Annotated in this window: 19 protein-coding genes and 4 pseudogenes; 21 read left to right on the top strand and 2 right to left on the bottom strand. The window is 70.6% G+C overall.

Translation table 11 applies throughout. The annotated features are described in order from the left end of the window. The first annotated feature begins 45 nt into the window (after window positions 1-45). From ABZZ20_RS08915 to ABZZ20_RS08900, 4 genes and pseudogenes are all read left to right on the top strand, one after another. On the top strand, window positions 46-1,026 hold the full coding sequence (locus ABZZ20_RS08915; RefSeq protein ID WP_356868289.1) for a TauD/TfdA family dioxygenase: 981 nt from the start codon (window positions 46-48) through the stop codon (window positions 1,024-1,026). 26 nt (window positions 1,027-1,052) lie between these two features. Further along, window positions 1,053-2,210, top strand: a complete 1,158-nt coding sequence (locus ABZZ20_RS08910) for a M20 family metallo-hydrolase (protein WP_356868287.1) — start codon at window positions 1,053-1,055, stop codon at window positions 2,208-2,210. Between the two features lie 441 nt (window positions 2,211-2,651). Then, window positions 2,652-2,999, top strand: coding sequence for a hypothetical protein (locus ABZZ20_RS08905; RefSeq protein ID WP_356868285.1), 348 nt, complete (start codon window positions 2,652-2,654; stop codon window positions 2,997-2,999). Further along, a pseudogene (locus tag ABZZ20_RS08900) lies at window positions 2,996-3,331 on the top strand (TfoX/Sxy family protein); the annotation flags it as partial. The gene ABZZ20_RS08905 and the pseudogene ABZZ20_RS08900, both read left to right, overlap by 4 nt. A 12-nt stretch (window positions 3,332-3,343) precedes the next feature. Here the strand turns inward: ABZZ20_RS08900 and ABZZ20_RS08895 are convergent. Further along, window positions 3,344-3,580: pseudogene (locus ABZZ20_RS08895) on the bottom strand (IS3 family transposase); the annotation flags it as partial. A 53-nt stretch (window positions 3,581-3,633) separates the two neighbouring features. On the opposite strand from ABZZ20_RS08895, the gene ABZZ20_RS08890 reads away from it, so the two are divergent. The 15 genes and pseudogenes from ABZZ20_RS08890 to ABZZ20_RS08820 all read left to right on the top strand — a co-directional run bounded on the left by ABZZ20_RS08890 (window position 3,634) and on the right by ABZZ20_RS08820 (window position 17,865). After that, window positions 3,634-4,146, top strand: coding sequence for a hypothetical protein (locus ABZZ20_RS08890; protein ID WP_356868634.1), 513 nt, complete (start codon window positions 3,634-3,636; stop codon window positions 4,144-4,146). Continuing rightward, window positions 4,146-5,087: a hypothetical protein gene (locus tag ABZZ20_RS08885; RefSeq protein WP_356868283.1), complete on the top strand. Its 942-nt coding sequence runs from the start codon at window positions 4,146-4,148 to the stop codon at window positions 5,085-5,087. The genes ABZZ20_RS08890 and ABZZ20_RS08885 overlap by 1 nt, the downstream gene beginning before the upstream one ends. Further along, window positions 5,084-5,305, top strand: a pseudogene (locus tag ABZZ20_RS08880) (aminotransferase class V-fold PLP-dependent enzyme); the annotation flags it as partial. The gene ABZZ20_RS08885 and the pseudogene ABZZ20_RS08880, both read left to right, overlap by 4 nt. Continuing rightward, window positions 5,286-6,263: a cysteine desulfurase gene (locus ABZZ20_RS08875; protein ID WP_356868281.1), complete on the top strand. Its 978-nt coding sequence runs from the start codon at window positions 5,286-5,288 to the stop codon at window positions 6,261-6,263. The pseudogene ABZZ20_RS08880 and the gene ABZZ20_RS08875, both read left to right, overlap by 20 nt. A 725-nt stretch (window positions 6,264-6,988) precedes the next feature. Continuing rightward, window positions 6,989-8,230, top strand: a complete 1,242-nt coding sequence (locus tag ABZZ20_RS08870) for a GAF domain-containing SpoIIE family protein phosphatase (protein WP_356868279.1) — start codon at window positions 6,989-6,991, stop codon at window positions 8,228-8,230. Window positions 8,231-8,931: 701 nt separating this feature from the next. Then, on the top strand, window positions 8,932-9,594 hold the full coding sequence (locus ABZZ20_RS08865) for a hydrolase (protein ID WP_356868277.1): 663 nt from the start codon (window positions 8,932-8,934) through the stop codon (window positions 9,592-9,594). Window positions 9,595-9,599: 5 nt separating this feature from the next. Beyond that, the gene (locus tag ABZZ20_RS08860; protein ID WP_356868275.1) at window positions 9,600-10,121 is read left to right on the top strand and encodes a DoxX family protein; all 522 of its coding nucleotides are present in this window, start codon (window positions 9,600-9,602) and stop codon (window positions 10,119-10,121) included. A 79-nt stretch (window positions 10,122-10,200) separates the two neighbouring features. Then, window positions 10,201-10,785 carry a DNA starvation/stationary phase protection protein gene (locus ABZZ20_RS08855; protein WP_356868273.1) on the top strand — a complete coding sequence of 195 codons (585 nt, stop codon included), beginning with the start codon at window positions 10,201-10,203 and terminating at the stop codon, window positions 10,783-10,785. Further along, complete coding sequence (locus ABZZ20_RS08850) at window positions 10,785-12,212, top strand: NAD(P)/FAD-dependent oxidoreductase (RefSeq protein WP_356868271.1); 1,428 nt, start codon at window positions 10,785-10,787, stop codon at window positions 12,210-12,212. Before ABZZ20_RS08855 ends, ABZZ20_RS08850 begins: the two co-directional genes overlap by 1 nt. Window positions 12,213-12,267: 55 nt before the next feature. Beyond that, window positions 12,268-13,095 carry an alpha/beta hydrolase gene (locus ABZZ20_RS08845; protein ID WP_356868269.1) on the top strand — a complete coding sequence of 276 codons (828 nt, stop codon included), beginning with the start codon at window positions 12,268-12,270 and terminating at the stop codon, window positions 13,093-13,095. Between the two features lie 35 nt (window positions 13,096-13,130). Continuing rightward, a complete protein-coding gene (locus ABZZ20_RS08840; protein WP_356868267.1) occupies window positions 13,131-14,084 on the top strand; it encodes an alpha/beta hydrolase in 954 nt (317 codons plus the stop codon). Between the two features lie 17 nt (window positions 14,085-14,101). Then, window positions 14,102-15,967, top strand: coding sequence for an amidohydrolase (locus ABZZ20_RS08835; protein ID WP_356868606.1), 1,866 nt, complete (start codon window positions 14,102-14,104; stop codon window positions 15,965-15,967). Between the two features lie 16 nt (window positions 15,968-15,983). Continuing rightward, window positions 15,984-16,724, top strand: coding sequence for a GPR1/FUN34/YaaH family transporter (locus ABZZ20_RS08830; protein ID WP_356868266.1), 741 nt, complete (start codon window positions 15,984-15,986; stop codon window positions 16,722-16,724). Between the two features lie 47 nt (window positions 16,725-16,771). After that, window positions 16,772-17,086 (top strand): GNAT family N-acetyltransferase, encoded by a 315-nt coding sequence (locus ABZZ20_RS08825; protein WP_356868264.1) that lies wholly within the window; start codon window positions 16,772-16,774, stop codon window positions 17,084-17,086. Window positions 17,087-17,139: 53 nt separating this feature from the next. Beyond that, window positions 17,140-17,865 carry an alpha/beta hydrolase gene (locus ABZZ20_RS08820; protein WP_356868262.1) on the top strand — a complete coding sequence of 242 codons (726 nt, stop codon included), beginning with the start codon at window positions 17,140-17,142 and terminating at the stop codon, window positions 17,863-17,865. A 114-nt stretch (window positions 17,866-17,979) separates the two neighbouring features. Here ABZZ20_RS08820 and ABZZ20_RS08815 read toward each other — a convergent pair. Next, window positions 17,980-18,096: pseudogene (locus tag ABZZ20_RS08815) on the bottom strand (AraC family transcriptional regulator); the annotation flags it as partial. Window positions 18,097-18,106: 10 nt separating this feature from the next. Here ABZZ20_RS08815 and ABZZ20_RS08810 point away from each other — a divergent pair. Further along, on the top strand, window positions 18,107-19,219 hold the full coding sequence (locus ABZZ20_RS08810; RefSeq protein WP_356868260.1) for a helix-turn-helix transcriptional regulator: 1,113 nt from the start codon (window positions 18,107-18,109) through the stop codon (window positions 19,217-19,219). 433 nt (window positions 19,220-19,652) lie between these two features. Continuing rightward, window positions 19,653-21,914 carry an NB-ARC domain-containing protein gene (locus ABZZ20_RS08805; RefSeq protein ID WP_356868258.1) on the top strand — a complete coding sequence of 754 codons (2,262 nt, stop codon included), beginning with the start codon at window positions 19,653-19,655 and terminating at the stop codon, window positions 21,912-21,914. The last annotated feature ends 46 nt before the right edge of the window (window positions 21,915-21,960 follow it).

The raw sequence follows: 21,960 nt of genomic DNA, 5'->3' as shown, positions 1-21,960 counted from the left end.
CGGTATGACGGCGTCAGCCGAAAACCCATCGGGGGCCGTGGAGCCATGACCGCAAGCACAGAAATGAAGGCCACCGGCAAGGAGTTGCCGATTGTTCTGGACGACCGGGAGCGCTCGGAAGTCCGGGCTCTGGCCGCAGAGCTCACCAACGTCCCGCCGAGGCTGGTGGACGATGCCGGCTGGATAGCCCTCGCACGGGAGCGTTCGTGTGCACTGCCCCTCCGTCTGCGGCAGAGGCTGCGGCGCTTCCGAGGTGATCCCGATACCGATGGGCTGCTGCACATACAAGGCCTGCCGGTGGACCCCGGCCGGCCGACACCCGTCGAGAGCGGTTCCGTGGAACGCCACGCGACCGCACCGGCCTCGGTACTCGTTCTCAACGCGCTGCAACTGGGCGAGATCGTCGCCTTCCGTGCCGAGAAGTCCGGAGCACTCGTCCAGAATGTCGTGCCGGTGCCGGGCCAGGAATCGCAGCAGAGCAACGCTGGGTCGACCCCCCTGAAGATGCACGTGGAGAACGCCTTCCACCCGAACCGGCCCGACTTTGTGGCGCTGCTGTGCCTGCGCGCTGACCACGAGCGGAAAGCGGGGCTGGAGATCGCCTCCATCAAGGAGGCGCTGCCCCTCGTCTCGCGGGCCGACCGTGAGGTCCTGAGTGAGCCCCGTTTCCGCTTCGACCCGCCGCCTTCCTTCAACGACGCGCTCGGTGCCTCGGCCTCCCCCGTGCTCACCGGAGCCCCTGAAGACCCGGACATCCGGGTCGACTTCGCCAGCACTCACCCTCTGGACGACCGAGCAGGCTCAGCCCTGGCAGCTCTGGAGGGGGCACTCTGCGCCGTACGCAAGGTGATCGTCCTGGCCGCTGGCGATCTCGCGATCATCGACAACCGTGCCTCGCTGCACGGACGGACGGCCTTCACACCGCGCTACGACGGCCACGACCGCTGGCTCCAGCGGACGTTCATCCACCTGGACGACCGGCGTTCGCGCGCGGCGCGTGTCAATGACGGCCGTGTCCTGAGCTGATCGGGGAGATGCCAGCTATGTGTGCAATGCGGATCTCAGGCTCCCGCCTCCTGGCGGACCTTGCCGAACTCGCCACCTTCGGGGGCCGCGAGGACGGAGGCGTCGACCGGCTTGCCGGATCGCCCGAGGACATCGCCTCACGGGCCTGGCTGGCGCGCCGCATCGAGGATGCGGGACTGGAAGCGTGGACTGACGACGTCGGCAACGTCTTCGGGCGGCGGTACCTCGGCGAGGGGCCCTGGCTGCTCATCGGCTCGCACACCGACACGGTACCTGCGGGTGGACGCCTGGACGGGGCGTACGGGGTCATCGCCGCCTTGGAGGTGCTGCGCACCCTGCACGAGGCGGATCATCCGGCCGCCGCCCGTCTGGAGATCGTGGACTTCTGGGACGAGGAGGGCGCGCAGCCCTCCTCGACCGGCGGACTCGTCGGCTCCACGGCCCTGAGCGCGGGCGGTCACGCCGCGGACATCGTCGCCTTCCTCGAACTGCACATCGAGCAGGGCCCCCGCATGGATAAGGCGGGCCTCGAACTCGCCGCCGTCGACGGCATCGTGGGAATAGAGCGTCACATGGTGACCATGCGCGGCGAACCCAACCATGCGGGAACCACCCCGATGGCGGTACGCGCCGACGCCGGCCGCGCCGCCGTCAAGGTCGCGGACGCGGTATGGGACATCGCTTGCGATGTCGACAAGCAGATGGTCGCCAACGTCGGCTGCATCGAGTTCCATCCCGGTGCCCCCAACGTCATCCCGGGTGAGGCAAGCCTCGTTGTGGAGTTTCGGGCAGCTGCCGAGGCGTCACTGGGGGAGGCTGCGGCCCGTCTGTCAGCCGAGGCCCGCCGCGCGGCCGAGGGGCAGCGATGCTCCGTCGAGGTCACCCGTCTGTCCCACAAGCCGGTGGTCCGCTTCGACGAGGTGCTCGTCGACACCGTCGACCGAGTCTGCGGGCGCACGGGAGTTCCAGCCGCCCGGATGCCCAGCTTCGCCGGGCACGACGCGGGTGCGATGAGCGCCAGGGTGCCCACCGCCATGCTGTTCGTGCCCAGTACCGGTGGCGTCAGTCACTCACCGGCTGAGGACACGCCGGACCAACTGCTCGTACAGGGCGCGCAGGTCCTTCTCGACGCGGTGGTGGAGTACTGCGGCTCTTGGTCGTACGCTCTGGGCCGACGGCGGTAGGCAGCCCCGCCGGCCACGGTAGGCCTTGCGGACCCACTGGCGCAGCGACTCGCTGTTGACTGGTGGACTCCTCCCGGCTGCGCACGGTGACCGGTCTGCGCCGTCCTGGTGCAGCTGCGTGACGGCTTGGTTCATCTCGGCCCACCTTCGACCGCTCGGTGACCAACGCAAGGCCGGCGCGCGCCACCGCCGAGCGCGTCCCGGGCGCCAGATTTCCGGGCGAGATCGAACGTACGTACGCGCCCTCGCCTAGGCCTGCGCTCAGTCGCCCAGCGTCGGCAGTGCTTCGACCGACAGCATCCCGGGGAGGTCGTTCGCCATGGCCACAGCTCTGCACGCCTCATCCGCAACCACCGCGATCCCCGCGCACGCCTTCTACGGCGCCGCGTCCGGACTGGTCGGCGGCATCGGCATGGGCTCTGGATGTCGGTGTCCCGGCCGATGGCGGACACCGCGATGATCACGATGGTCGCCGGGCTCCTCGGCTCGACGAACGCGTCCGTCGGACGGCTGATCCACTTGTCCATCGCCCTCTTCGTTCGGCACAACCTTCGGCGTCTTCCTCGGCAGGTACGCCCAGAGGCTCGCACCCACCCGCCGCCGTCCTGCTTGGCCTACGGCGCCGTGGCGTGGACGCTCGGCGCCCTGTGGATCACGCCCGCCAACATGGGCATGCCCGTCTTCGAGTGGAACGACGCCGGCGCCTCCACCTGTCCCCGGACCGGCTCGCCGACGGGGCAGGCTGACGACTGCGGTACCGAGACAGTGGGGTGCACGGTCGCGAGATGACGGGGCCGTCGGTGCTTGCCGCGCGCTCGACCGGCCCCCGCAGGAGAGTGGATCCCATGACGTACGACGAAGGGCTGGCCGAGCGGATCCGGGAGCAGCTCGGCGAGCGGCCCTGCCTCACCGAGAAGCACATGTTCGGCGGCCTCTCCTTCCTGCTGGACGGCAACATGACCGTGGGAGTGGTCGGCGATGAGCTCATCGCCCGCGTGGGTCCAGATGAGAGCGAGCAGGCCCTTGCACGCCCGGAGGCCCGCCCCATGGACTTCACCGGCCGCCCGATGCGCGGCTGGGTGACGGTCAGTGGCCCAGCCCTCGCCGAGGGTACCGTCCTGGACCACTGGCTAGTCGGCGTCCCAGCAGCGGTTGGGCGCCGGGGCGACGAAGTCACGGTCGACCAGGTCCGGTGCCCGGGGTGCGGTCGGGTCCGGGATCGTGGTGATCACTCTCTTGCCGCGGACGGCGCCGGTGATGCCCAGGTCACGCATGAGGCGTTCGATGGTGCAGCGGGCCACGGGGTGGCCCTGGCGGTTCAGGTGCCGCCAGATCTTCCTCGCGCCGTAGACGCGGTAGTTGGCGTCGTACGACTCCTTGATCCGACGCCCTGGACATCACCGCGGAGGAACGGGCCCAGGTCTTGCGGCACCTGGACACCGGCGGCCTGGCCACCGCCGCCGACCTTGTCTATTTCCTGGGGATCGGCGAACCCGTCCCGGAGATCGAGACTGGGGAGTCGCACCTGATCGAGTTCTTCCCGAGCGTGCCCGACAGCCTGCGCAAGGGCATCGACCGCAAACTCGTCGACCTCGTCCGGTCCGGCGGCAAGCACCCCGTGGTCCCCGTCCTGGACTACGGATCCCTCTCCACCGACGAGGCGGCACTGGCGGCCGACGCTCTCGACGAGTGGCGGGAGCTGGGCGCCACCGAGCCGAAGGACCGGCTCGAGGTGTCCGCCCGGCGCCAACTGCTTCCGGCCCTCAAACTGCTCGGCTACGACGCCAAGAGCGCCAGGCCCCTCGATGAGCGGTCCCCGCACCGGCGCGAGTACCGCTTCTTCGAGGCGACCGAGGTGGAGATCAACGGGGTAGGGCGAAGGCGCCCGCGTTCGGCTCGCAGATCAGGGAGCAGGGCGGCAGCCTGCGCGTCCTAATGGTGTGGGGCCGTCCGCCCGCCAAGGTCGTGATGAGCCTGGCGGAGCGGGACACCAGCGGAGCAAGTCTCCTCGTCGCCTACTTCGGCACCCTGAGCCGCGAGGCCCGCGTCGAGCCGGCCGTGGGGTCATCCCGCTTGCAGCCGCTGCTGGTCGTGGACGACGCCGCACTCGCCTACCTCGCGGCCCGGGGCAACCGCCAGGTCAGCACCGACACGCAGACACTGCTGCCGTTCTCCGGCGTTAACCCGTACATCAGGGAGAAGCGTGGCCGGATCGGCGGCGAGATGTTCTACGGCCGCGACGCCGAACGCAAGAGCATCCTCGACAAGCACGGCACCCAGGTCATCTTCGGCGGCCGGGGCCTGGGCAAGTCTGCACTGCTCAGCGATGCCGGTGAACGGTTCGCGGAGCAGCGCCCCTGCTATCACCAGGCCGTGTACGTGAATCTCGACCAGGAGAACATCAGCAAGGGAAGCTCGCTGGGACCGGAAGCGCTGTGGAACGTGCTGGACCGGGAGCTGGCCGAAGCTCAGGTTCTGGGGCGGTCGCAGGGCCGCAGGTCATGTCAGGACTTCTCCGAACGGGTACGAGCCGCCATCCGGGCCTGGCTCGACGAGGACTCACGCCGTCGTCTGCTCATCCTGCTTGATGAGTGCGACCAGTTCTTCGAGGCGGACGCCCAAGAGCTGTGCCGACGGCCGGCGCGCCTGGGGGAACGGGACTGCTCGGAGGATTCCCGAAGCCCGGGACGCTTCCGCCGCCGGACTCCTGCCCGCTTCCGGGGGCGCTCGCCCATGCGGCGGGCAGCGCCCGGTACTGGCTGCCACAGCAGAACGAGACACCTGCAGGGGCGCCCCCGACTCCACCGTCATTGCCGACGAACGGCTTCGATGTCGAGGCCGTCCGGCGCGACTTCCCGCAACTGCACCGGGAGGTGAACGGACACCCGCTGGTCTGGCTGGACAACGGGGCCACCACACTCAAGCCCCGCCAGGTGATCGAAGCAGTCGCCGAGCACTACTCGATGGACACTTCCAATGTCCACCGCGGTGCGCACACCCTGGCCAAGCAGGCCACCCAGGTGTACGAGGAAGGGGGCCAGGCAGCGGCCGAACTGCTCGGTACGCAGGAACAGGATGAAATTGTCTTCGTCCGAGGAACGACCGAAGCCGTCAACCTGGTGGCGCAGAGCTGGGGGCCGCGCCCACCTCGGCGTGGGCGACGAAATCCTGGTCTCCGCAGCCGAGCACCACTCCAACCTGGTGCCCTGGCAGCTCATCGCCAAAGAGCGCCGAGCAAGAACCCGGCCGATCCCGCTGCTCCCCGATGGACAGCTGGACCAGGACGCCTACCGCGACATGCTCGGACCCCGGACCAAACTGGTCACGCTGACCCATGCCTCCAACGTGCTGGGAACCATCCCGCCGGTCGCCGACATGATCGCCCTCGCCCACCGATACGGCGCCAAGGCACTGATCGACGGCGCCCAGGCCGTGAGCCACTTCCCCGTGGAAGTCACCGCCCTGGACGCCGACTTCTACGCCTTCTCGGGGCACAAGATCTTCGCCCCCACCGGTATCGGGGTGCTCTTCGGCAAGCGTGAACTGCTGGAATCCATGCCCCCATGGCAGGGCGGCGGCAACATGATCGACGCGGTGAGCTTCGAGGAAACCACGTACGCCCCCATCCCGCACCGGATCGAAGCGGGCACCGGTCACATCGCCGGAGTCACCGGCCTGCGGGCGGCCCTGCACTACCTCGCCGGCCTGGACCGGGAGACCGCCACCGCATACGAGGAGCAGCTCACCACGTACGCGACGGGCGCACTGGCAACCGTCCCCGGACTGCGCCTGATCGGCAATGCGCCGGGAAAGATCGGGGTGCTGACCTTCCTGCTCAAGGGGACCGACCCGACCGCGCTGGCCGCGGCACTCGACCAACAGGGCATCGCGGTGCGCGCCGGCCGCCACTGCGCGCAGCCGGCGCTGGCTTCCTTCGGTCTGCAGAGCGCGGTCCGGGCCTCGCTGGCCCTGTACAACACAGAGCAGGTCGTGGACGCCCTGGTAGCGGCCCTCCACGACATCCAGGCCCAATCAACTTCCGCCGCTGGGTAGTCGAACCGGAACCCTACGACCTACGGACACCATCCGTTGACGGGTTTCGTCGACCACGGCAGCGCTGGCACGGGGGAGCCTGTGGCCGCGCTGCTTCGGCCCGGGAACGCGGGGAGCAACACCGCAGCCGACTCCATCAGCACGTACAGGTCAGAGTCGTGCTGTTGGGGTCCGGGTCAGCAAGTGGTCAGCATCGGTCCCGGTCATGTCCCGCCGTTGCTGACCTCGGATACGGCGGTGGGGGAGAGTCGGCGGCCTCCCGCCCTGCACCGGAGACTTGGCTCTTGCGCTGCAGCACCCGCTTGCGCAGGAGACCGTGCACGCCAGCTGTTCCGACCAGGTGCGACATGCCGCCTCTGGCGTAATCGGCTCTTTGGGCCGGTTGGCGGTGTCAGGCTGTGCGGGTTGATCACTGTCGTGCGAGAAGCCCCGAGTGGTACGGGCCGTGTGAGCAGCTCGAGTGGAGCCTTCGGTGACCGCCGGATGGATCCGATGGCGCTGGGGTGTGCGTCGGGTCCGTGGCACGGTGAGCCGGGATACGTGGCCGGGGCGTTGAAGCCACCAGCGCCGAGGTGATGGGAGAGTCGATCCCCATCCCGACGGGAACCCGCCACGACCGGTGTCTGGCCACCGAGGCTGAGCACGAAGCCGCCGGGCGCGCACCTCGGGGAGACATCCACCCAGTGGGTTTCCCGAGGCAGCGGGACGAAGGGATGCAAGCAGCGATGACCGAAGGCGGGCGGAAGTCGAGCAAGTTCGGAGTGGACCGGTCGGAGGGGTTCGGTGAGCGGCTGCTGGGCGTGTTGCTGGACCGGGCGCACGAGATGCCGCCGCAGTTGATCGCCCCGCTCGTTGCGGAGGAGGTGGCCAGGGTCGGCGGCCGGGACCTCTCGATCCTCTTGCAGGACTACGAACAGATGCTGCTGGTGCCGCTGCCGGGCCGGCGGCTGACGGTCGGTGACCCCGAACCGGTCGAGGGCTCTCCTGCGGGCGCGTCGTTCCTGAGCCGCAGAACGGTAGAGGTGCCGCAGGACGGCAGTGTGCGGATGTATCTGCCGCTGCTTGACGGCAGTGATCAGGTCGGGGTGATGGCCGTCACGCTGGACAGCGTCGATGACGACGACCGGCGGCTGTTGCACAGACTCGCCGGTCTGGTCGCAGACATGATCGTCACCAAGGACGCCTACACCGACCTGTTCTTCCAGGCCCGCCGCCGCGCCCCTATGAGTGTGGCCGCCGAGATCCAATGGTCGCTGCTGCCCCCGCTGTCGATGACCGTTCCGCAGGTTGAGGTGGCCGGAATCCTGGAGCCCGCGTACAAGACGGCCGGCGACAGTTTCGATTACGCCCTCAACGGCGACCTCCTGCACGTGGCCATGATCGACGCGATGGGCCACGGCTTGGACGCGGCGACCATGGCGACGGTGGCCATCGGCGCGTATCGCCACACGCGACGGGCCGACACCGGTCTGTCCCAGGTGTATGCGTTCATGGACCAGGCCATCAATGAGCAGTTCGGCCACGAACACTTCGTCACCGCGCAGATGATGTGTCTGAACATCGCCACGGGCCGGCTGCAATGGGTCAATGCAGGTCACCCGGCACCGCTGCTGATCCGTGACCGCGCCGTGGTGGACCGGCTGGAGAGCCCGACCACATTGCCGGTCGGCTTCGGTGGTGAGCAGCCGGAAGTCAGCGAGCGGATGTTGCAACCCGGAGACCGGTTGCTGTGTTTCACCGACGGCCTGATCGAGGAGCACCAAGCCGGCGGGGAACAGTTCGGTGAGGAGCAACTCATCGAGTGGACCAACCGTGTCGTCCGTGACCACACCGGGTTGCGGCCGGTGGTGCGCGCTCTCTCCCACGCCCTGAAACAGGAACGAGGCGGCATCACCAGCGACGACGCGACCATCTTCCTCATCGAGTGGCGCGGGGGCGACGCCGATCATCTCGCCACCCTTGGTTGAGCCAGGGGAGGCGGAAAGCTCGAGGTGGCCCCGGAGTAGCCCGACGGGGCATCAGGAAAGTCAGCAATCGGTCAGCATGAGTCCTGAAAGACCCGGGGAAAGCTGACCGAACTTGCGAACGGTTGTAGGCTGCCGGGACCGCCCTTGACCTGCGTGAAGCGGGCAGGGAGCAGACATTTTGGGAGCTTCTTCATGTTTCGGACAATGTTCAAGTCCAACACCTGACATTTTGCCATCTGTGCAGGTCAGGGCCATGATGACCGGGCCCAGGTCAGCAAGTAGTCAGCATCGGTCCCGATCATGTCCCGCCGTTGCTGACCTCGGAGACGGCAGTGGGGAAGTTGTCGGCGGCCCCCCACCCCGCACCGGAGACTTGGCTCTTGCGCTGCCGGTCACAGCAGATTCTTCGTCTGCTGCTGGTGCAAGAGCGGCAAGCCGTTGACCAGCACAGACAATCGCCTTGGGGCTTCGGATTCGCGGCCTGGTCCGAGAATGGTCCGGATCTTGCCCTGCGAGGTAGTCGGAGGCGTTGATGCGATCGAGTAGGACCGGGGGCGGGGTTCTGAGCGGGTAGTGCGCTGTCGTGCCAACTCCTGGGCACAGGGAGCAAAGTCGGCCGGTTGTGCCGGTCGTACTTTCGGGGTGTGCCCGGCCGTGAACGAGGCGGGCGCGATACCGATCGCTCCGAAAGGACACCCCTCATGTTCGACATCACCAAGGTGCAGGCCGCCCCGAGCGCGGACCTCCTTACGCCCGACAACGCCGTCATGCTCTTCGTGGACCACCAGCCGCAGATGTTCTTCGGCACCGGGAGCGGCGACCGCGCCGCGATCATCAACAGCACCGTGGGTCTCGCCAAGGCGGCTCAGGCGTTCGACGTGCCCGCCGTCCTGACCACGGTGGCCGCCGAGTCGTTCTCCGGGCCCCTGCTGCCGCAGCTCGCAGAGGTGTTCCCCAAGCACGAGGTCATCGACCGCACGACCATGAACGCTTGGGAGGACGAGGCGCTCGTGGCGGCGGTCAGGGCGACCGGGCGCAAGAAGATCATCCTCTCCGGCCTGTGGACCGAGGTCTGCCTCGTGCTGCCCGCGCTCTCCGCGTTGGAGCAGGGATACGAGGTGTACGTGGTCTCCGACGCCTCCGGCGGCGTCAGCCCGGCCGCCCACGAGCACGCGCTGCAGCGGATGCTGGCCGCCGGCGCGGTGCCGGTGACCTGGGTGCAGGTGCTCCTGGAGCTGCAGCGCGACTGGGCGCGCCAGGAGACGTACGGCGCGGTCATGGAGATCGTCAAGGCCCACGCGGGCGCCTACGGCCTGGGTGTCGTGTACGCCCAGAGCGTCATCGGCGCGCACGCGGCCGGCTGACCTCCTTGGACACCGGCATTCTGATCCTGCGTCTGCTGGTGGGCCTGCTCGTCGCCGGCCATGGGGTGCAGAAGATCAGCTCGCACCTGGGCGGCAGGGGACTCGAGGGCGGCACGGAGGAGTTCCGCTCCGACGGTTTCCGCGGCGGAGCCCTCACCGCACTGGCGGCGGGCGGTGGCCAGATCGGATCGGGTCTGCTGCTCGTCTCCGGCTTCCTGACCCCGCTCGCGGCCACCGGGGCCATCGGGGTCATGACCGTCGCCCTCACCGTGAAACGGCACAACGGCCTCTGGGTGCAGAACGACGGCTACGAGTACCCGCTCGTCCTCATCGGCACCGCCGCCGCTCTCGCCGCCACCGGACCCGGAGCCTGGTCCCTCGACGCGGCCCTCGGCCTCACGCCGTACCCGCTGTGGTGGACGGCCCTCGTGCTCGCGGCGGGCGTCGGCAGCGGGCTGCTCACCCGGCTCGTACTGCACAGGGCAGCCCCGGCGGCGCCGCAGACCGCCGCCCGCGGCGAGCGCTGACCGCGAGCACACAGACCGGGTCCGGCCACTCCGGGCCCCCGACCGGACGGCCGGGCCCTCCCACCTTCCAGGAGACTCGATGGAAACCACGACCGCCACACCCCCGCACGGCGGCGGCCAGCCGCTGCTGCACCAGAAGGGCGCCGAGACCCAGCCGTTCGGCACGCTCAAGCAGCTGCCGATCGGCCTCGGCCACGACACCCGCATGTATGCCTGCCAGCGGCTGAACCGCGTACTCGCCGACACGCAGATCCTGTACTCCCTCTACAAGAAGCACCACTGGCTCATGCGCGGGGCGACGTTCTACTCGCTCCACCTCATGCTGGACAAGCATGCGGAGGCCCAACTGGCCATCGTGGACGCGCTGGCCGAGCGGATCCAGAGCCTTGGCGGCGTCGCGGTCGCAGACCCGCGCCACGTCGCGGAGCTGACCGCCGTTCCCCGGCCGCCGGACGGCGTGGAGCCAGTACCCGTGATGCTGTCGCGGCTCCTCGACGCGCACGAGCGGATCCTGATCGACACGCGGGACGCCGCCGCCCGGATCTCCGCAGAGGGCGACGAGGGCAGCACCGACCTGCTCGTCTCCGAGGTCATCCGCACCGGCGAGGGCCAGGTGTGGTTCCTGGCCGAGCACCTGGTGGACACCCCCCTGGTGCGCGGCTGATGGAGGACACGTACGACGTCGTGGTGGTCGGCGGCGGGCCGGGCGGCGAGGTCGCCGCCGACCGGGTCGTCCGGTCGGGGCTGACCGTCGTCGTCGTCGAGGCCGAGGCGGTCGGCGGCGAGTGCTCCTACAGGGCGTGCGTGCCGAGCAAGGCGCTGCTGCGTCCCGGCGCGGCCCGAGAGGCCGCGCGGTCGGTCGACGGGGCACGGCAGGCGGTGACCGGGGCGCTCGACCCGGCGCAGGTCCTGGCCCGCCGCGACCGTTTCACCGGCCGTGGCGACGACACCGGCCAGGCCGACTGGCTGAACAGCGCCGGCATACCCCTCGCACGAGGGCACGGCCGCCTCGCCGGAGAGCGCCGGGTGGAGGTGACCGGGGCTGACGGCGCGGTCCGTACCCTGCGGGCGCGGCTCGCGGTCGTCCTCAGCTCCGGCACGGAACCCGCGCTGCCGCCGGTCGAAGGGCTCGACCGGATCGGTGTGTGGACCAACCGGCAGGCCACCACGGCCGATGCGGTGCCGGAGCGGCTCGTCGTCATCGGCGGGGGAGTGGTGGCCTGCGAGATGGCCACCGCGTGGCGCTCACTCGGCTCCTCCGTCACCCTGCTCGTTCGTGACCAGGCCCTGCTGACCGGCTGGGAGCCGTGCGCCGGCGAGGAGGTCACCCGCGGTCTGACCGGTCTGGGCGTCACGATCCGCTTCGGGGTCTCGGCCACCCGGGTCGCCCGTGACGAGACCACCCGCACCGTCACCGTGGAGACCGACGACGGCGCCACCCTCGTCTGCGACGAGGTGCTGGCCGCCGTCGGCCGTCGCCCGCGTACCGCGGACCTCGGCCTGGAGACCGTCGGCCTGCCGGCCGGCGACTGGCTCCCGGTCGACGACACCTGCCGCGTCACCGCTCTCGACGGGGACTGGCTCTACGCCGTCGGCGACGTGAACCACCGTGCGCCGCTGACCCACATGGCCAAGTACCAGGCCCGCGCCTGCGCCGCGGCGATCGCCGAGCGAGCCGCGGGCCGCCCCGCCGACACCGGTCGCCGGCAGGCCTGGAGTGCGGAGGCCGACCACATCGCCGTCCCCCAGGCAGTCTTCACCCACCCCGAGGTCGCGAGCGTCGGTCTCACAGAACGCGCGGCACGCGAAGCGGGAGTCGCGGTACGCGCGGTGGAGTACCGCATCGACGACGTCGCCGGGGCCGCGCTGTACGCGGACGACTACCGCGGTCACGCCAAGCTCGTCGTCGACGAGGCCCGCGGAGTCGTCGTCGGCTGCACCCTCACCGGCCCGATGGCGACCGAACTCATCCACACGGCCACCGTTGCCATCGTGGGAGAAGTCCCGCTCTCGCGTCTGCGGCACGCCGTCCCCGCCTTCCCGACGGTCAGCGAGGTCTGGCTGCGCCTCCTCGAGGCGTACGGCCTCTGAGGCGACCGCCGCACGTCCCTCCGCACCAACACAAGCACCCGACAAGGAACCGCACATGCTTCCCACGAAGCGCGCCCTCACGCTCGCCCTCGCCCTGCCCGCGACGCTGGCCTCCCTGATCGGCGCCGCACCCGCGAGCAGCTCGCCCGCCGCCGACACCGACAGGCACGCTCCCAAGCCCACCATCGTCCTGGTGCACGGGGCGTTCGCCGACGCCTCCAGCTGGAGCGGCACGATCAAGCGACTGCGCCGCGCGGGCTATCCCGTCGTCGCCACCGCCAACCCGCTGCGCGGCCTCTCCGACGACACCGCCTACCTCCGCGGAGTCCTCGCCGGCGTCGACGGCCCCGTCGTCCTGGTCGGGCACTCGTACGGTGGCGCCGTCATCAGCGGCGCCGCCGCCGGCGACAGCCGCGTGAAGGCCCTCGTCTACATCGCCGCGTTCACCCCGGACAAGGGCGAGAGTGCTGCCCAACTGGCCACCAAGTTCCCCGGCTCCACCCTCGGCGAGACGGTGAACCCGCAGCCGTACCCGCTGCCCGGCGGCGGCACCGGCACCGAACTCGTCATCGACCAGGCCGAGTACCACCGCCAGTTCGCCGCCGACGTCCCCGCCGCCGATGCGGCGGTCATGGCCGCGACCCAGCGCCCGGTCTCCACCCTCGCGCTCGAGGAGAAGGCCCAGGACGCGGCGTGGAAGACGGTCCCGTCATGGGCGCTGATCGCCACCGCCGACAAGAACATCCCGCCGGCCGCCGAGCGGTGGATGGCCCGGCGCGCCGGCTCCCACACCACCGAGGTGGACGCGTCGCACGCCGTGGCCGTCTCCCGCCCGACCGTGGTCACCGACGTGATCCTCGACGCCGCGCGCGCCACCCGCTGAGCACCCACCCGTACGTCCCAAGAAGGAGAACCTTCATGACGAACACCCCGACTCTCGAACCCGCCGCCCAGGCCTTCGCCGACGCCACCGCCCAGCCTCCGTTCCTCTACCAGATCCCCGTGGCGGACGGCCGCAAGGCCGTGGACGAGGTCCAGAACGGTGAAGGTGTCCCCCTGCCCGCCGTCGACGAGGAATGGGTCACCGTCCACGGTGGTCCCACCGGCGACGTCCGCGCCCGGATCGTCCGCCCCCGCGGCGCGACCGGCCCGCTCCCCGTCATCCTCTACATCCACGGCGCCGGCTGGGTCTTCGGCAACGCCCACACCCACGACCGGCTCGTCCGTGAACTCGCCGTCGGCACGGGGGCGGCCGTCGTCTTCCCCGAGTACGACCTCTCACCCGAGGCCCGCTACCCCGTCGCCATCGAGCAGAACTACAGCGTCGCCCAGTGGATCGCCCGCGAGGGACACCACAAGGACCTCGACGGCACACGGTTCGCCGTCGCGGGCGACTCGGTCGGCGGAAACATGACCGCCGCCCTCACCCTCATGGCCAAGCAGCGCGGCGACGTCCGCCTCACCCACCAGGTCCTCTTCTACCCGGTCACCGACGCCGGCTTCGACACCGACTCGTACCACGCCTTCGCCGAGGGCTACTTCCTGCGCCGGGACGCCATGAAGTGGTTCTGGGACCAGTACACGACCGACGAGGCCGAGCGCGCCCAGATCACCGCCTCGCCGCTGCGCGCCACCCCCGAGCAGCTCACCGGCCTGCCGCCCGCCCTGGTCATTACCGCCGAGGCCGACGTCCTGCGCGACGAGGGCGAGGCGTACGCGGCGAAGCTCCGCGCCGCCGGAGTCCCCGTCACCGCCCTGCGCGTACAGGGGGCCATCCACGACTTCGTCATGCTGAACGCACTGCGCGAGACGATGGCCGCGGAACTCGCCATCGGTGTCGCCACCGACACCCTGCGCAAGGCCCTGGCGTGATCGGGCCGTCGGCGAGCATGCCGGTGGCGGGCCTCGTTCCCGCCACGCGGCAGGAACCCTCGCAGGCCGACCTCCTCGTCCGCAACGCGAAGGTGTTCACCGGCGACCCCGGCCGGCCCGAGGCCCGCGCCGTCGCGATCCGCGACGGCCGGGTCGCGGCCCTCGGCGACGACCACGACCTCGCCCACCTCGTCGGGCCGGGAACCAGGGTCGTCGACGCCCTCGGCCGCCGGGTGATCCCCGGGCTGAACGACTCGCACCTGCACGTCATCAGGGGCGGCCTGAACTACGTCCTGGAGCTGCGCTGGGACGGTGTGCACAGCCTCTGCCACGCCCTCGCCATGCTGCGCGAGCAGGCAGGCCGCACCCCCAAGGGGCAGTGGATCCGCGTCGTCGGCGGCTGGACCGCCGAACAGTTCGCCGAGCGCAGGATGCCGACCGTCGCCGAGCTGAACGCCGCCGCCCCCGACACCCCGGTCTTCGTCCTGCACCTGTACCAGTCCGCCCTGATGAACCGGGCCGCGGTGCGGGCCGCCGGATTCACCCGCGACACCCCCGACCCGCGCGGCGGCCAGATCGTACGGGGCCGGGACGGCGAACCCAACGGCGTCCTCCTCGCGGCGCCGAGCGCGCTCATCCTGTACTCGACCCTTGCCAAGGCGCCGACCCTCGACGAGGCGGACAAGCGGACGTCGACACGACACTTCCTGCGCGAGCTGAACCGCTTCGGACTGACCTCCGCGGTCGACGCCGCCGGCGGGTTCCAGAACTTCCCCGACAACTACGCCACGGTCGTCGACCTCGCCAGGTCGGGGGAGCTGTCCCTGCGGATCGCCTACCACCTGTTCCCGCAGACGGCCGGTCAGGAGCTCGCCGACCTGAAGCGCTGGGCCGAGATGGTCAAGCCCGGGGACGGTGACGAGTGGCTCCGGCTCAACGGCGCGGGCGAGAACCTCACCTGGGCCGCCGCTGACTTCGAGAACTTCTCCGAACCCCGTCCCGAGCTCGTCGAAGGGTACGAGGCCGAGTTCGAGAAGGCCGTCCGGCTCCTTCTGGAGAACGGCTGGGGCTTTAGGCTCCACGCGACGTACGACGAGACGATCCGCCGCGACCTGTCCGTCTTCGAGAAGCTCGCGGCGGAAGGACTCTTCCCCGGCGGCAACCGCTGGCTCTTCGACCACGCGGAGACCGTCTCGGCCGACAGCCTGGACAGGATCGCGGCCCTCGGCGGCGCCCTGTCCGTCCAGAACCGCATGTCCTTCCAGGGCACCGCCTTCCGCGACCGCTACGGTGCCGAGGCCGCCGCCCACACCCCGCCGGTCCGGGCCATGCTCGACCGCGGCCTGACCGTCGCCGCGGGAACCGACGCCACCCGCGTCTCCTCGTACAACCCGTGGGTCGCACTCCACTGGCTGGTGACCGGGCGCACCGTCGGCGGCACGGCGCTCTACCCGGCCGGGAACCTGGTCGACCGGGCGACCGCCCTCGACCTCTACACCCGTGGGGGAGCCCGGCTCACCGGCGAGCAGGACGTCAAGGGAAGCCTGCGGGAAGGCTGGTACGGCGACCTCGCGATCCTGTCCGACGACTTCCTGACCGTGCCCGAGGACGTCATCCCCGACATCGAGTCCGTGCTCACCGTCGTCGGCGGCCGCGTCGTCTACGCGAGCGCGGAGTACGAGGGACTCGACGAAGCCGTCCCGCCGGTCAGCCCGGAGTGGAGCCCGGTGGCCCACTTCGGCGGCTACCAGAGCGGTGCCCGCCAGGCGTCGCTCGTGGCCGAGGCCGTCGCCGAGTCCGAGCAGCACCGCCGGTGGCGCGTCGCCCGTGGCTCCACTCCCGAGACGCCTCCGCCGTTCCTCGACCCCTGCTTCGAGCACTGAACGAGAGATCCCCACGATGAGTACAGACTCCGCCTCCGCCGACGGCGCCGACGACGGGTCCTCCGGCCGACCGGACGCTCCCCCGGGACGCCGCTTCGAACCGGACCTCCGGTCGATGACCCGGATCAACCTGCGCCCCATCGCCTCACCGATGCCGCTGGGCTTCTTCACGGTGGCGATCGCCTCCGTGATGACGGGATGCATGCAGCTCGGGCTCTTCGAGGACGCGGCTCGCGGCGCCGTCGCCTTGTGCGTACTGCCCGCGTTCGCCCTGCAATTCCTCGTGAGCATCCTGGCCTTCGGTGCCCGTGACGTGATCGCGGCGACGCTCATGGCCGTCTTCGCCGGCAGCTGGCTGGCCTACGCACTCGTCATGTTCAGCGGCGCGGCCGACGGCCTGCGCGTGCTGGGCGTCTTCAATCTGGCGCTCCTCTGCTTCGGGGCGCTGATGACCGCCGTGACCCGGCCCAAGCGCGCGCTGTGGCTCGTCCTGGCGGTCTCCCTGCCCCGCTGGGCCGCGACCGGTCTGTCGGGTCTCACCGGCGCCGAATGGCTCACGCGCACGTCCGGGATCCTCGGCCTCCTGGTGGCGCTCGTCGCGATGTACGCCGCGTTCGCCCTGATGTTGGAGGACATGCGCAGCGAGGAGGTCCTGCCCATCGGCCGCAGCGGCCCCGCCCACGCCGCTGTGGAGGGCGACCTCGCGGTCCAGCTCCGGAACCTCGAACGCCAGGCGGGCGTGCGCCGCACGCTGTGAACACCCACACGCCGACCCACGATTTCCACAACCGCACAGGAGCATCCATGGAACCGCAGGTGGTGGACCGCCCCGAGAAGTCCCGGTACGAGATCCTCGCCGGAGACGACGGCACCGAGACCGCGGGCTTCGCCGAGTACTTCCTCTCGGAGGACGAGATCGCCTTCATCCACACCGAGACGGATCCCCGGTTCGCCGGCCGGGGCCTGGGCGGGCTGCTCGCCCAGGGAGCCCTCGACGACGCCCGCGCGCGCGGGCTGCACGTCCTGCCGTACTGCCCCTTCATCCGGGGGTGGATCGGCAAGCACCCCGAGTACGTCGGCCTGGTGCCCGAGACGCGCCGCGCCCGGTTCGGCCTGTAAAGCACGACGATTCCGCCTTCCACACCGCTACCCACGCACCGAGGAGTTCTCGCATGTCCCGACCCGTCCGCCCCACCGTCGTGCTGGTCCACGGCGCCTTCGCCGACGCCTCCAGCTACGCCCGTGTCATCCCCGAACTGACCGCCGCCGGCCTGGAGGTGGTGGCTCCGGCAGTGCCCAACCGAAGCCTCGTCGACGACGCCGCGTACATCGCCTCGGTGATACGTGCCGTCGACGGCCCCGTGATCCTCGTGGGGCACTCCTACGGCGGCGCCGTCATCACCCTCGCCGGCACGGAGGACAACGTCCGTGCGCTGGTCTACCTGGCCGGATACGCCTTGGAGGAGGGCGAGAGCCTGGGCGAGCTGCAGGGACGCTTCCCCGACTCCGGCCTCGCCGACGCGCTCGTCTACACGCCGTTCCCCGTGGCGGGGTCCGACGAGACCGGCACCGATGTCTCGGTGGAGGTCGGGAAGTTCCCCGCCCTGTTCGCCGCGGACGTCGACCCCGAGTTCGCCGCCGTGCTCGCCGTCTCCCAGCGGCCCCTGGCCGCGCGGGCCTTCAGTGAGGCGGCGCCGGTCGCGGCGTGGAAGAGCAAGCCGTCATGGGGCCTGGTCGCCTCCTCCGACCGGACCATCAACCCCGATGTGGAGCGCTACGGCTACGAGCGCGCCGGCATGACCACCGTCGAGGTCGACTCCTCGCACCTGGTCATGCTCGCCCAGCCGAAGGCCGTGGCCGAACTGATCCAGGACGCGGTCCGCTCCACCGCCCACTGACCCGAGCCCCGGCCCGGAGCCCGTGCCGATCCCACCCCTCGGGGCGGGGTCGGCACGCCCGCGCGAGGCGGTCGGCCGGTTGCTACGGTGACGCCGGGCGAGAACCGCTTCGGTTCACACGTGACGCGTACTCGACTGCCATTCCCGGGGCGACATCCCGTACGCGGTGCGAAAGGCGCGACTGAAGTGGGACGGGTTCACGAAGCCCCAGCGCTGGGCCACCGCGGGGAGATTCGCCCGGGTGGGCCCCCTGACGCACGATCCCAAGCTGCTCGCCGAGGCCTCTCTGTGCGGAGGCTGGTCGCTGTCCGTCGCACTCCGCCATGCGGACGCGCTCGGATTCCTGCTGCCCGTTGCCGAATCCATGGCCACCGCGGCTCCCGCCCTGGCGCTGGACGCGCTGGGAACGGCGGCGACCCTGGCCTACAACTCCGGCGACCCCGCCTACCGCGCCGAACTCCAGCGCGTCGGTGACCTGATCCCCCTGCAGCCCGACCGGAGCGACAGACTGTGGGCGGAGGCGGTCGCCCGCCCCTTCACGGAGCGGGAGAAGGCACTGAAGCGCCTGCGCGACGTGGCTGGCCCGTTGTGGGAAGCGTCGGTCTCGGACACCACCACCCTCGGCGACCTCACCATGCTCGGCGCCACCGCCTGGATCCTGGACGAGACCGACCTGTCCGTACGTCTTCTCGGCCGGGCCATGGACCACTTCCGCCCGGCCGCCACGGCCGGCACCAACTGCACGGTCACCCAGGCTCTCGCCCTCGCCCTGTTCGACGGCGGAGCATGGACGGCAGCCGGGTCCGCGGCCGAGGACGCCTACTACCTGGCCGCGGGAGCGGGGGCGGAGAACGTCGCCGTGGGGGCGCCGATCCTCCAGGCCACGCTGCGCGCCGTCCGCGGCGACCACACCGGCGCGCGGGAGCGGGCCGCCGAGGCCGTCCGCGGCATCGAGCTGAGCAAGTCCCGCAGTCTGTACGTCCGTCACTGCCAGGCGCTCGGCATGGCGGCGGTCGCCGAAGGCGACCACAGGACGGCGTACGAGAACCTCCGCCGCGTCTTCACGCAGGATTCCCCTCCCGTCCCCGTACACCACCACCTTTCGCACTACTACCTCGCCGATCTCGCCGCGGCCGCCGTGACCGTGGCGGCCTCCGCCGCCCCGGAGACCGTGGCCGGCCTGACGCCGCAGGAGCTGCAGATCGCCCAACTGGCCGCGGAGGGACTGACGAACCGCGACATGGGCGCCCGGCTCCATCTGTCCCCTCGCACCATCGGCTTTCACCTGAACAAGATCTTCCCGAAGCCAGGCATCACGGGACGCGCCCAATTGCGGGACGGCCTCGGCCCCTGACCTCGAACCGGGCTGGCGAACGGTCAGTGGCCCTCGTCACCGCCGCGGACAGGGAGGCTTGGCGCAACGGGCTCAGGCACGTGGCGGTCAGGGTGTCCAGGTTGGGGCGCCGGTACGGCAAGGTGGCGCACTACGGTGCTGGGTTCAAGCACTGCATGGGGACCGCTGCGGGAGAACCGGGCGATCGGCTGAAGGCCACGGGCCGGCCTGCCCGGCGCGACACGGATCCGGCGAGGCGTGCACCCTCAGGCCCCCCGGGTCGGTCCGGGCGGCAGGTGCCCGCGTGTCCGGTCGCGGCATTGGTGCCCGTCGGCACGCCACCTCCGTGACCAGCCGACTCTCCTCACGATCGCCTCCTACCGCCGGCGAGCGACTCATCCCACCGCCTAGGACAAAGGCATATTCTTCGGTTTTGGGAAGAGCAGGGAGAATCATGTCCGGGGAGAGACCGTTCGGGGCCGTTCTACGTGGTCTGCGGCAGCAGACTCGTCTGACGATGGAGGAGTTGGCCGAGGCGTCAGGTGTGAGTGTCCGGGCCATCGGCGATATGGAGCGGGGGCGCAGTCGGGTTCCGCAGCGGCGCACGGTGGTGGCTCTGGCGGAGGGGCTGGGGCTGGGGCTCGCGGACGCGGAGCGGGAGGCGCTGCTGGCCGCGGCGCGGGGGGCGCGTCCGACGCGCGCGGTTGCGGTGGCGGGGACGGTTGTGCCGCCGCGATCGGTGGGGGACTTCACGGGGCGCGAACCGGAGCTGGCGCTACTGCGGGGGGCGGCGGAACGGGCCCGTGCCGGCGGGGAGGTGTCGGTGTGGGTCGTCTCGGGTCCTCCGGGGTGCGGGAAGACGACGCTGGCGCTGAAGGCAGCAGCGGATCTGGCGGAGGAGTTCCCCGACGGGCGTTTCGTGGTGGACCTGCACGGGGTGGATGGCCCCGTGGACACGGGCGAGGCGCTGCTGAAGCTGCTGAAGGCCCTTGGCGTGTCGGACCGCCGGCTGGCGCACGAGGATCCACAGGGCCGCGCGGGGCTGCTGCGGGCGCTGTTGGGTGATCGCCGGTGCCTGGTGGTGTTGGACAACGCCCGCGACGAGGGGCAGGTCCGTGCGCTGCTGCCCGCGGGCGGGCGGAGTCTGGTGCTGGTCACCAGTCGGCGGCCCTTGACCGGGCTGGAGGATGTCGACCGCCTGGCGCTGTCGGAGATGGCGCAGGACGAGGCGGTCGATCTGCTGCGCCGGATCCTGGGCGAGGAGCGGGCGGACGCGGAAGCCGAGGCTGTGGCGCAGGTGGCGGAGCTGTGCGGGCGACTGCCGTTGGCCTTGCGGGTGGCGGGAAACTGGCTGACGGTCCGTTCCGGATGGACCGTTGACCACCTGGTCCGGCGCCTGGCCGACGAAGAACGCCGACTGGGCGCGCTCGCCGCCGGCGACGTGCGGGTGGAGGCGGCATTCGAACTGTCCTACCGTCAGCTGACCGGCCAAGCCGCGCGGATGCTGCGGCTACTGAGTCTGGTTCCGGGGCCGGACATGACCGCTGCCTACGGCGCCGCTCTGACCGCGACCGGCGTCTTCGAGGCCGAGGACGTGATGGAGGAGCTGGTCGAGGCCGGGCTGCTGCAGGCCACCTTCACCGGCCGCTACCAGCTGCACGACCTGCTGCGGCTGTTCGCCCGTGCCCGGCTGTCCCGCGAGGAGGAACCCGGCGAGCCGGAAGCGGCCGACGACCGGCTGCGCACCTGGCTGCTGGAGACGGCTGTGGTCGCCGGCCGCTGGTACAAGCCCAAGTACGGGGCGCCGCCGTCCTCCTGGCAGGGCCTGGTGCCGCTGGAGAGCGCCGAGCAGGCCCGTGCCTGGCTTCAGAGCGAAGCCCCCTCCTGGCTCGCCGCGCTGCGCGTCGCCGCCCACCGGGGTGAGCACACGCAGGTCGTGGAGACCACCTATGCCATGGAGTGGTTCTGTGACCTATGGGTCCACTGGGGACACTGGCCCGAGGTCTTCCGCCTGGCCGGCGAAGCCGCCACCGCACTCGACGACCCGTACATGCAGGCTTTCCACCTCAACATGTACTCCTGGTCCCTCTCCTGCGAATCCCGGTACGGGGAGGCCGTCGAACGGGCCCGCGAAGGGCTGGACTGCGCCCGCCGCGCCCAGAACGCTCCCCAGCAGGCCTCGGCACTGACGCTGGCGGCATGGGCCCAATCGGAGCTCGGCGAGGTCCAGGAGGCAGCCGACACGTCGCTCGCCGCCATAGGACTCTACGAAGAGACCGACGACCGCGAGGGCTGGCTGGGTGCCATGTTCACCCACGGAACCTCCCTGGGCCTGCTCGGCCGTGGGGAGGAAGCCCTGATCCAGCACCAGCGCATCATCACGTTCCTGGATGCGCCCGACTGTCCGGTGAGCGGGCACCTAGCCGACATCTACCGTGCCAACACGACCCGCGCACTCGGTCGCGGCTACGCCGTTCTGGGGCGATGGCGCGAGGCCGCCGACCACTATCGCGACGCTGTGGCCCAGTCCACTCGTATCGACATTCCCCACATCGAGGGCAGCACGCTGGTGCATCTCGGAGAGGCCCTGATCGAACTGGGAGAAGCCGAGGAAGCCCGCACCTGCCTCCGTCAGGCCCTGGCCTTCGGCGACGCGATCGACAACAAGGACCTGAAGACTGCACGGAAGCTCCTGGACTCGCTCCCCGCCGAGTGAGGAGCGCATGCCGCCGCGATGTGCCCTGGGCCCGGCATCCCGCGGG

It is taken from the genome of Streptomyces sp. NPDC006430, assembly GCF_040612395.1.
In the GTDB taxonomy this organism is placed as follows: domain Bacteria; phylum Actinomycetota; class Actinomycetes; order Streptomycetales; family Streptomycetaceae; genus Streptomyces.
Note: the sequence above shows the minus strand (reverse complement) of the source record. Positions and strands in the feature narration are given on the sequence as shown.

Excerpts from the sequence above, each read along its gene's own strand:
- ABZZ20_RS08915 (WP_356868289.1), top strand. The coding sequence starts at position 46 with ATGACCGCAAGCACAGAAATGAAGGCCACCGGCAAGGAGTTGCCGATT.
- ABZZ20_RS08910 (WP_356868287.1), top strand. The coding sequence starts at position 1,053 with ATGCGGATCTCAGGCTCCCGCCTCCTGGCGGACCTTGCCGAACTCGCC.
- ABZZ20_RS08905 (WP_356868285.1), top strand. The coding sequence starts at position 2,652 with ATGGCGGACACCGCGATGATCACGATGGTCGCCGGGCTCCTCGGCTCG.
- ABZZ20_RS08885 (WP_356868283.1), top strand. The coding sequence starts at position 4,146 with ATGGTGTGGGGCCGTCCGCCCGCCAAGGTCGTGATGAGCCTGGCGGAG.
- ABZZ20_RS08875 (WP_356868281.1), top strand. The coding sequence starts at position 5,286 with ATGAAATTGTCTTCGTCCGAGGAACGACCGAAGCCGTCAACCTGGTGG.
- ABZZ20_RS08870 (WP_356868279.1), top strand. The coding sequence starts at position 6,989 with ATGACCGAAGGCGGGCGGAAGTCGAGCAAGTTCGGAGTGGACCGGTCG.
- ABZZ20_RS08865 (WP_356868277.1), top strand. The coding sequence starts at position 8,932 with ATGTTCGACATCACCAAGGTGCAGGCCGCCCCGAGCGCGGACCTCCTT.
- ABZZ20_RS08855 (WP_356868273.1), top strand. The coding sequence starts at position 10,201 with ATGGAAACCACGACCGCCACACCCCCGCACGGCGGCGGCCAGCCGCTG.
- ABZZ20_RS08850 (WP_356868271.1), top strand. The coding sequence starts at position 10,785 with ATGGAGGACACGTACGACGTCGTGGTGGTCGGCGGCGGGCCGGGCGGC.
- ABZZ20_RS08845 (WP_356868269.1), top strand. The coding sequence starts at position 12,268 with ATGCTTCCCACGAAGCGCGCCCTCACGCTCGCCCTCGCCCTGCCCGCG.
- ABZZ20_RS08840 (WP_356868267.1), top strand. The coding sequence starts at position 13,131 with ATGACGAACACCCCGACTCTCGAACCCGCCGCCCAGGCCTTCGCCGAC.
- ABZZ20_RS08835 (WP_356868606.1), top strand. The coding sequence starts at position 14,102 with ATGCCGGTGGCGGGCCTCGTTCCCGCCACGCGGCAGGAACCCTCGCAG.
- ABZZ20_RS08830 (WP_356868266.1), top strand. The coding sequence starts at position 15,984 with ATGAGTACAGACTCCGCCTCCGCCGACGGCGCCGACGACGGGTCCTCC.
- ABZZ20_RS08825 (WP_356868264.1), top strand. The coding sequence starts at position 16,772 with ATGGAACCGCAGGTGGTGGACCGCCCCGAGAAGTCCCGGTACGAGATC.
- ABZZ20_RS08820 (WP_356868262.1), top strand. The coding sequence starts at position 17,140 with ATGTCCCGACCCGTCCGCCCCACCGTCGTGCTGGTCCACGGCGCCTTC.
- ABZZ20_RS08805 (WP_356868258.1), top strand. The coding sequence starts at position 19,653 with ATGTCCGGGGAGAGACCGTTCGGGGCCGTTCTACGTGGTCTGCGGCAG.